Origin of the sequence: Kitasatospora sp. NPDC058032, from assembly GCF_042885845.1 — a bacterium.
In the GTDB taxonomy this organism is placed as follows: domain Bacteria; phylum Actinomycetota; class Actinomycetes; order Streptomycetales; family Streptomycetaceae; genus Kitasatospora.
In genome coordinates this window covers 1-9,167 of record NZ_JBHVRK010000033.1, presented here as the reverse complement: position 1 = coordinate 9,167, position 9,167 = coordinate 1, and the positions used below count along the sequence as shown (strand labels likewise).

Sequence of the window (9,167 nt, the reverse complement as noted above, 5' to 3'; positions counted from 1 at the left end):
CCCCCCCCCCCCCCCCCCGCCCGGCGGCCCGTCGGGCGACGGGCCGGTCGGGGCGCCGGGGGGACGGCCCGACGGGCCGTCGTCCTCCGGCTCCACCCCGAGGTCACGGAAGACCGAGGCCAGGAAGCCCGGCTGGGGGGCCGTGACAGCACCGTCGGACTGGCCGTCTGCTGAGTACTGCATCGGTGGTCGTTCCCCCATGCTCGTCCGGCGCCTGCCCGGGGCGGTCGGCAGCCCGTCGGCCACCCCGAGGCCCGCCCCCTCCCGGACATTGTCCACCGAACGGGCGCACCGGTCAGCCAAGCCTCTCAGTTGGTCCGGGTGTTGGTCAGGTGCAGTCCGATGTAGCCGACATAGATCCGGCCACTGCCCGAACAGTCGTCGAGGTAGTGCAACCGGGGCGCGGTACGGCCGCCGCCGATCCGCAGGTGCGCGCCCATGAACGCGCGCCTGGACGCGTCCACGCACTCCGGGACCGGGAGCATCCGCTCGCGTTTCCACTTGGCGTGGCTGTGCACCGTCCGGGACTCGCCGCGCACCGCCTTGCGGGGCGGGAAGCGGTGGCAGCCGGCCGGGGTCCGCTCGCACCACTGCTTGAAGTCGCCGCCCGCCTGGCCGCGCACGGCCGCCTCGGCGTACTCCTGGAGCGCGGTGAGGCCGTCCCAGGTGAGCCGGGCCCAGCCGCCGCCGGCGCAGCCCAGTTCGTCGAGGGCGAGCGCGGCCTTCTGGTCGCCGGTGAAGGTGAGCAGCGGGAACTCGCCGAGCCGGGCCATCAGTTCGGTGAAGCTGAGCGGGACGCCGCCGCGGACGCCGGGCGGTCCGGCGCGTCGCCGGCCGGACCGGCGGGCGGGCCCGGCCGGCACGGTGGGGGCACCCGCACCGCCCGTCGTGGCGCAGAGCCGGCCGACCGACACGCACCCCTGGCCGGGCCCGGCCGCCCGCCCGGTGGCCGCTCCGCCCGGCAGGACCTTGGGCTTCGGCCGCTCGTGGTGGCGCTCCCGGCGGCCCTCGTACCGACCGGGGTGGCCGATCCGCTCGCGTTCCTCCCGCCCGTGGGCGGGTACCGGGGCCCCGGGTCCGGGTGGTGTGCGGTCCGATTCCGCGGCGGGCCGGGGCACCCGCAGGACCGGCACGGACGCCAGCACCGGCGGCAGCGGCCGTTCGGCGGCGAGCCGGCGCGGCTCGCGGGAGAGCAGGGCGGCCGCGCGCCGCGGGTCCTCCTCGATCCGGTTGCGCGCCAGCACCGGGTGCCGGCGGCCGTCCCGCCGCGAGGCCGGGTCGACCTCGGGCAGGTAGGTGCGCACCGCGCCGCCGTAGACGGCGTGGTACTCCAGTGCGACGTTGAACCTGGTCCGGGCGTCCGCGTCGAGCACGTAGAGGCCGGCGAGGCCCGGCAGCTGGTCACAGAGCGGAGCGACCACCTCCGCGAGCCACGGCCCGGTGCCGAGGCCGGCCGGGACGCTGGCCACCACGGTGGGCATCCGGCGGTCGGGGTCGCACAGCTCGTCGACGAGCCGGTCGACCCCGGCGGCGGTGAGCACCCGGGGCGCGGCCGGCACCGCGGCCGGGCCGTCGGCGGCGTCCAGCAGGGGCAGCAGGGTGCGGACCACCTCGGGCACCGGCACCCGGCCCGGTGCACGCACACCGCCGGAGGCGGTGTGCGCCGCGGCCTCCAGCCGGAGCCAGGTCGGGCCGACGGGCCCGGTGGCCACGGTGACGGTGAGCCGGTCGGCGCCGTGCGGCGCGGGGGTGCGCACCCGGCGGCGGTCGTAGCGGCCTCCGGACCACGGGCCGTCGAGCGGGCCGCCGTCACGGTCCAGCAGGACGCGCTCGCCGAGCCGGAACCGTTCGACGGGGGACGCGCCCGTGCGGGGGGTGGGGGCGGATTGTTCGGGGGGCGGGGGTTCCTCGCACCATTCCTGTTTCAGCCAGGTGGCGAGGCACTGGTCGGCCAGGGCGAGGGCATCGGCGTGCGGGAGGGCGGTGGTGACGGTCATCCGATAGGGCGTCGCGGGGTTGCCGAGGCCGGACGGGCCGGCGTGGACGGGCGACGACGAGGAGCGTTCCCAGGTCATGCACATACCTCCGGGTTCGGTGGTGGGGTCCCGTGTCCTCCATCGATGGGTCTTTGGTCCGGTTCGCCGGACCTGTGCCCAGGAAACGCCATGGCCCGGAGCGGAAGTTCCAACTCCGGGCCACGTCACTACATTCGGGTGAATCTGCTCAAGCCGCCCAGCGCGGCCGACGAGGATCTGCTGAACCGACGGCCGGTTCCGGCGAGACCTGTGACCGCGTCAGTCGGCGCTGTGCCCGGCGCCGCTGCGGCTCCACGCGGGCACCGGCACGGGCACCGCGAGCGGACGGCCCGCCGGTGCCTCGTAGTGGGCGACCAGGACCACCGGCACGGTCCCTCGGTTGTGGCCGACGTGGATGTGCACCGGCCCGGCATGCTCGACCAGACAGTCCCCGGCGCGGCTGACCTCCACCCGGCCGTCGTGCAGGGTCCGGGTGAGCGTTCCGGCGAGCACCACGACGTCGACCCGGCCCGGGTGGTAGTGCCAGCCGGTGCTGTCCCCCGGGTCCAGGGTGATCGTCCGGACGACGGGCATCACGGTCTTCGGCTCCCTGGTCGGCGGAATCCGACCAGGCTAGGCAGGGCGTCATGCCCCCGGGGCCGGGCGGCCGGAAAGCGGCCGAAAAGCTGTCCGGAACCGCGCACCGGTCCGGCACCGACCGTTCGGACCACCCCGCTCGGCCCCCGTTCGGGGTCCGGCTCAGGCCGCCCGGATCAGACCGGCACCTCGACGTACGTACGGCCCGCCGCCACCGCGACCGCCGTCCCGCCGGTCGCCTCGGCCAGCCAGGTGTGGAACGCGGCGACCTCCGGCTCCGGCACCCCGACCTCGATCCGCACCCCTGCCGCCCCGTACGCCAGGTCGCTCACGGTGAACCCGGCCGCCCGCAGATCGTTCTCCACCCGCCCGGCCCGGGTGTGGTCCGCCGTCACGGCGAGCAGCGCGACCGGCCGCCGCTCCAGCAGCCCGACCTCGTCCAGCGCCTCCGACACCGCGCTCCCGTACGCGCGCACCAGGCCGCCCGCGCCGAGCTTGATCCCGCCGAAGTACCGGGTCACCACCGCCACCGTGTCGGTGACGCCGCGTCGGCGCAGCACCTCCAGCATCGGCACGCCCGCCGTCCCGCCGGGCTCGCCGTCGTCGCTGGAGCGCTCGCGGCGCTGGTCGTCGCCGACCACGAAGGCGGTGCAGTTGTGCCGGGCGTCCCAGTACTGCTTGCGGATGCCGGCGATGAACGCCTGGGCCTCCTCCTCGTCGGCGACCCGGGCGAGGTGGCAGATGAACCGGGACTTCTTGATCTCCAGCTCGTGCGTGCCCGCGCTCCGGATGGTCAGGTACGGCCTGGGGGTCGGCTCCGGTGTGGCGGGCATGGCGCGGCGGTTCTCCCGGACGGCGACGAGGGGGCGGGTGGTACGGCCCGCGCCGGACGACAGTTCACCCGGGGACCGCTCCGCCAGCCTAACCCCCGACCGCCGCCCGGCCGGTCGGGTCCCGTCCGGCGGCTCCGGCGGCGGCCCCGGCGACGGTCTCGGCACCCGCCTCGGTGCCGGTCGCTCAGCGGCGGCCCGCGAGCGCCTCCAGCCCCGCGCGGTCCAGGCCGGTCGCGTCGCCGACCTCGGCGAGGTCCACCGCCCCGCAGTCCAGCCCGCGCAGCAGGTACCCGCCGAGCGCCCGGACCGTCGCCGGCTCGTCCATGACCTCCCCGCCGGCCCCCGCCAGGTACGCCGACAGCCGGGCGGCGGCCGGGCCGAGACCCTCCCGGTAGAAGGAGTAGACCGCGGCGTACCGGGCCGGCAGGTGCGCCGGGTGCAGGTCCCAGCCCTGGTAGTAGGCACGGGCGAGCGAGCGGCGGACGAGGTCGTGGTGGAGCTTCCAGGCGGCGTGCACCTGGGCGGTGGTCCCGGCCGGGACCACGTTGGTGGAGCCGTCGGACAGCCGGACCCCGGTCCCGGCGGCAGCCACCTGCATCACCGCCTTGGCGTGGTCGGCGACCGGGTGGTCCAGGCTCTGGTGGGCGGCGGCGACCCCGCACGCGGCGCTGTAGTCGAAGGTGCCGTAGTGCAGGCCGATGACCCGCCCCTCGGCCGCCCCGATCATCCGGGCCACGGTGGCCCGCCCGTCCGGCCCCAGCACCGCCTGGGTGGTCTCGATCTGGATCTCGAAGCGGAGCCGGCCGGCCGGCAGCCCGGCGGCGCGCTCGAAGTCCGCCAGCAGCCCGACCAGGGCGGTGACCTGCTCGGCGTAGGTCACCTTGGGCAGGGTCAGCACCAGTCCCACGGGCAGTCCGCCGTGGGCCGACAGGGTGGTGAGGAAGAGCTCCAGGGTGCGGATGCCCCGCTCCCGGACGGCCGCCTCCAGGCATTTGATCCGGACGCCGACGTACGGCGGGGCGACGCCGTCGGCGACCGCGGCGGCGACCAGTCCGGCGGCGCGGACGGCGGCCGCGTCCTCCTCGGGGTCGGGCCTCGGGCCGTAGCCGTCCTCGAAGTCGATCCGCAGGTCCTCGACCGGCTCGCGTTCCAGCTTGGCCCGCACCCTGCGGTGCACCTCGGCGAGCAGCGCGTCGTCCGGCACGCCGATCGCACGGGCCAGCTCGGCCGGAGTCCCGGCATGGGTGTCCAAGGCCTCCAGCGCCTGCCGGCCCCAGCTGCGCACGGTGTCGGCGACGAAGGCGTCGGCCGGTACGTAGACGGTGTGGACCGGCTGGCGGCCGCCCGGATCGCCCGGGTAGCGACGCGCGAGCTCGGCATCGACCGGTGCCAGTAGCGCGTCCACGGAGGCCCGGGCGGCGGCGGAGAACCCCGCCGTGCCCGTCTCCCCGGTCCCGCCCGTCCCGACCCGCGGCATCCGTCACTCCTCACGCGGGCAGACGCGCGGGGCCCGTGCCCGGCCAACGCCTCAACGGATTGTCGATGCGACGGTAGGCGGGCCGCACCCGGGCGTCAACGGCCCGGGGCGAACAGCGGACCAGCGGACCAGCGAACTGCGGGACGGCTCAGTCCCGTCCGGAAGCGGCGTACCGGCCGCGCAGCTCCGGAAGGAGCGCCTCGATGTCCTTCGGGTGGACCGAACCGTCTGCACGGCTGCCGGTCACCTCGTAGTTCTCGGTCAGCCAGGCGGCCAGCCGCTGCGGATCCGGCTCGTGCCCGAAGGTCTCCAGGTAGCTCACCAGCGCATCGAACACCTGCTCGGTGTCCAACCGGGACGAGCCCGGACGCGGCCCGGGACCGAGCGGCCGCTGCAGGCGCTCCACGGCCTCCGGCGCCTCCTGGACAGCCTCGGGCTCGCCGTACTCCCCTTCCGCGAACCCGGCCTCCGGTGGGAAGCCCGGCTCGTCCGCGTAGTCGGCGTACGGCTCGGCAGGAGCACCGTGGTCGGCCGCGCCCTGCTGCCGCGGGTCCTCCGGCTGCTCGCCGGGCCCGGTCGGCCGCGGCGCCTTGAACCACGGCGAGACCTGACCGGGCACCCGGCCGCCCGGCGCCCCGTCGCTCGGGTGACCGGTGGTCCGCACGGCGCGCTCGGTCCACACGTTCAGATCCTCCTGCGGCTGCGGCGGGAGCTGCGGCTCCTCGCCCGCCGGCTCCTGCGCGTCACGCAGCCGCACGGCGGCCAGCCTGGCGAGCACCTCGGCGGGCGCCGGCTCGGCCTGGGCCTGCGGCGGCTGCTGCGGCTGGGGCCCTGCCTGCGGACCGGCCTGCTGCGGCAGACCGGGCTGCGCCTGCTGCGGCGGAGCGGTCGGAGCCGCAACCGGAACCCGCGCCCGGCCGCCGCCCTGCGGCTGGGCCGGCGCCGCGGCCGGCTCCGCCTGCCCGGCCGGCACCAGGGCTGCCGCACGGCTCTCCGCCGGGACCCCGGCCTCCCGGGCGGCCGACGCCTCCGCACGGGCCGCGGCCGCGATCTCCCGGGCCTCCTTCGCCTCGCGCGCCGCCTGCGTCTCCTCGTCCATCCGCTCGAACACCGCCGGGTCCAGCGGCACCCCGTACTTGGCCAGCTTGAGCGGCAGCAGCGCCTGGATCGGCGCCGAGCGCCGCCAGCCCCGCCCGTACCGGAACCGCAACTGCGCCCGGTAGACCAGCCGGTTCTGCTCCAGCCGCACGACCTCGTCGTACGAGCGCAGCTCCCACAGCTTCATCCGCCGCCACAGCCGGAAGGTCGGCACCGGGGACAGCACCCAGCGCATCATCCGGACCGACTCCATGTGCCGGTCCGCCGTGATCGCCGCGATCCGCCCGACCGCGTGCCGCGAGGCCTCGACCACCACGACGAACAGCAGCGGGATGACGGCGTGCATGCCCATCCCGAGCGGGTCGCCCCAGGAGGCCGCGGCGTTGAAGGCGATCGTCGCGACGGTCAGCAGCCAGGCGGTCTGCCGCAGCAGCGGGAAGGGTATGCGCAGCCAGGTCAGCACCAGGTCCAGCGCGAGCAGCACCACGATGCCCGCGTCCACACCGATCGGGAAGGCGTAGGAGAAGGCGCCGAAGCCCTTCTCCTCGGCCAGTTCCTTGACCGCGCTGTACGAGCCGGCGAAGCCGATACCCGAGATGACACAGGCCCCGGCCGCGACCAGGCCGAGCAGGCCCCGGTGGGCCTTGGTGAGCGATGGGCGTGCCATTACGTCTATCAACCCCTGGATGTCGGCTGCGGCCGTACGCTGCCCCGGCTGCCGGTCCCCCGTGTCGGGGAGCCGGACGGCTGAGGCACCTCCGGGCTCGGCCCACCGGAGTTTACTCGTACACCTGTCTCAGCGTTCTCGCAGCCCGGACCGTCACTCCCGCCGGAACGGGTGGCCGGTCAGACCACCCGTCCCGCCGTTCCGTTGAGGTACGCGAGCACCGCCATCACCCGGCGGTTGGCGTCCTCCGCCGGGGCCAGTTCGAGCTTGGTGAAGATGTTGGCGATGTGCTTGGCCACCGCGCCGTCGCTCACCGTCAGCCGGGCGGCGATCGCCGAGTTCGAGCAGCCCTCCGCCATCAGCTCCAGCACCTCCCGCTCGCGGGGCGACAACCGCTGCAACGGGCCCGGACGGCGGGCCGTGCTCTGCATCAGCTTGGCGATGACGTCCGGGTCCATCGCGGTTCCGCCGGCCGCCACCCGGCGGACGGCGTCGATGAACTGGTCGGCGGCGAACACCCGGTCCTTCAGCAGGTAACCGATCCCGCCCGTGCCGTCGGCCAGCAACTCCCGCGCGTAGAGCTGCTGGACGTGCTGCGACAGCACCAGCACCGGCAGTCCGGGAATCTCCCGGCGTGCCTTGAGGGCCGCCTGCAGACCCTCGTCGGTCAGCGTCGGCGGCAGCCGGACGTCGACCACCGCGACGTCGGGACGGTGCGTCAGCAGGGCGTCCAGCAGTTCGGGACCAGTCTCGACCGCGGCGGCGATCGTGAAGCCGTGCGCTTCCAGCAGGCGGATCAGACCTTCTCGAAGGAGGTAGAGGTCCTCGGCGAGGACAACTCGCACGGCAGCTCCAAGGTGATGGTGGTCGGACCGCCCGACGTGCTGTCGATGGCGAGGACACCGTCGAAGGTACCCAATCGGCGTTCGATCCCGCGCAGCCCGGTCCCCCGGGTGGGATCCGCCACCCCGACCCCGTCGTCCGTCACCGTGACCCGCAGCCGGCCGGCCCGGTAGAGGATGTCCACCCAGACCTGCTCGGCGCCCGAGTGCTTGGCCGCGTTCGCCAACAGCTCGCAGATGCTGAAGTAGGCCGTCGCCTCCACCGGCGCCGGCGGCCGGTCCGGCAGGCTCACGCACACCTCGGTCGGCAGCGCGCTGTCCAGCGCCAGCGCCCGCACCGCGTCACCCAGGCCGCGCTCGGCCAGGACCGGGGGATGGATGCCGCGAACCAGATCACGCAGCTCCTGGAGCGCCCGCGCCGAGGACTGCCGGGCCTCGGAGAGCAGTTCCCGCGCCGCCGCCGGATCCGTCTCCATGAGGTGCTCGATCGTGCCCAGCGTCATCCCGATCGCGACCAGCCGCGCCTGCGCGCCGTCGTGCAGGTCCCGTTCGATCCGCCGCAGCTCCGCCGCCTGGTCGCCGACCGCATCGGCGCGGGTCTCCGTCAGTTCGGCCACCCGCCGGGTCAGCTGGGCGTGCGTGGCCCGGCCGTCCTGGTCCAGCACCCGCCGGCCCGCCTCCGCGTACAAGCGCACCGCGTTCGGCGCGAGCAGCAGGCCCAGGGCGATCAGCGCGAACCCCAGCAGGATCGAGCCCACCAGCGTCACCACGCTCGTGGAGGACGGACCGTAGGACTTGTAGCTCACCGCCCCCACGATCAGGCTCACCACCCCACCGGCCAGCAGGCCCGCCACCACCACCCCGAGCGCGAGCACCAGCGGCGGGCTGACCACCAGCCAGAGCATCTCGGACCGGGTCGCCCGGTCCCGCACCGCCCAGTGCAGCAGCTGCGCGAGCCGGGCGACGTTGTGGGAGCGGTGGTAGGAGTAGCCCGTCCACCAGTGACCGCGCGCGTCCGTCTCCAGGGCCGGCCGCGGGCTGTACGAGACCGGCAGCCGTATCCCGTACCAGCCACCGAGCTGCGCCCGGGTCCGTCGCGCCGAGGAACGCACGAACGCTCCGGCCGACGCCAGCCCCGCGACCGCGGCGGCGACCAGCGCGAACAACGCCGCCGGATAGTACGCGTCGAGCATCCACGCGACGGTGGCACCGGCGAACACCGTGCAGAAGGCCGGCACCACTACGGTCGGGACCATGACCAGCACCAGCAGCGCCAGCCGGGTCAGCGCGAGCCCGCCCGCCGTGAGCGCCGCCTCGGTCCGCACGCGCACGCCGGCGCCCCCGCTGATCCGACTCTCCGTTGCTGCCACGAGCACTCCCGCTTGCCGATGCCGCTGATGATGCCGATGCCGCAGACCGGCTCCGATCGTCCTGACCCAGTTTTCCCCCGCACCCGGACGGACGCACTGGCCGTCCCACCCGACTTCAGGGTGGTGTTAGGTCCACCCCCGGCCCCGGCGCCCGCTGCGGATTCGGAGCCGCAGAAATGCGAAAAGCCCCTGCCGGTATCCCCGGCAGGGGCTTCTCAGAAGAATTGTTCGGCGGCGTCCTACTCTCCCACAGGGTCCCCCCTGCAGT

At 75.1% G+C, this 9,167-nt stretch carries 7 protein-coding genes; all 7 read right to left on the bottom strand.

Features of this window, described 5'->3' with window-relative positions; translation table 11 throughout:
* Positions 1–308 precede the first annotated feature (308 nt).
* Positions 309–2,075, bottom strand: a complete 1,767-nt coding sequence (locus ACFVUH_RS33080; RefSeq protein ID WP_387917174.1) for a hypothetical protein — start codon at positions 2,073–2,075, stop codon at positions 309–311.
* A gap of 219 nt (positions 2,076–2,294) precedes the next feature.
* On the bottom strand, positions 2,295–2,609 hold the full coding sequence (locus ACFVUH_RS33075; RefSeq protein ID WP_355372205.1) for a cupin domain-containing protein: 315 nt from the start codon (positions 2,607–2,609) through the stop codon (positions 2,295–2,297).
* Between the two features lie 179 nt (positions 2,610–2,788).
* Positions 2,789–3,445 carry a YigZ family protein gene (locus ACFVUH_RS33070; protein WP_387917172.1) on the bottom strand — a complete coding sequence of 219 codons (657 nt, stop codon included), beginning with the start codon at positions 3,443–3,445 and terminating at the stop codon, positions 2,789–2,791.
* Between the two features lie 184 nt (positions 3,446–3,629).
* A complete protein-coding gene (locus tag ACFVUH_RS33065) occupies positions 3,630–4,922 on the bottom strand; it encodes a DUF6986 family protein (protein WP_387917171.1) in 1,293 nt (430 codons plus the stop codon).
* A gap of 148 nt (positions 4,923–5,070) precedes the next feature.
* Complete coding sequence (locus tag ACFVUH_RS33060) at positions 5,071–6,687, bottom strand: DUF2637 domain-containing protein (protein WP_387917170.1); 1,617 nt, start codon at positions 6,685–6,687, stop codon at positions 5,071–5,073.
* Between the two features lie 179 nt (positions 6,688–6,866).
* A complete protein-coding gene (locus ACFVUH_RS33055; RefSeq protein ID WP_355372195.1) occupies positions 6,867–7,532 on the bottom strand; it encodes a response regulator transcription factor in 666 nt (221 codons plus the stop codon).
* Positions 7,484–8,899 carry a sensor histidine kinase gene (locus tag ACFVUH_RS33050; protein WP_387917168.1) on the bottom strand — a complete coding sequence of 472 codons (1,416 nt, stop codon included), beginning with the start codon at positions 8,897–8,899 and terminating at the stop codon, positions 7,484–7,486. Before ACFVUH_RS33050 ends, ACFVUH_RS33055 begins: the two co-directional genes overlap by 49 nt.
* Positions 8,900–9,167 lie beyond the last annotated feature (268 nt).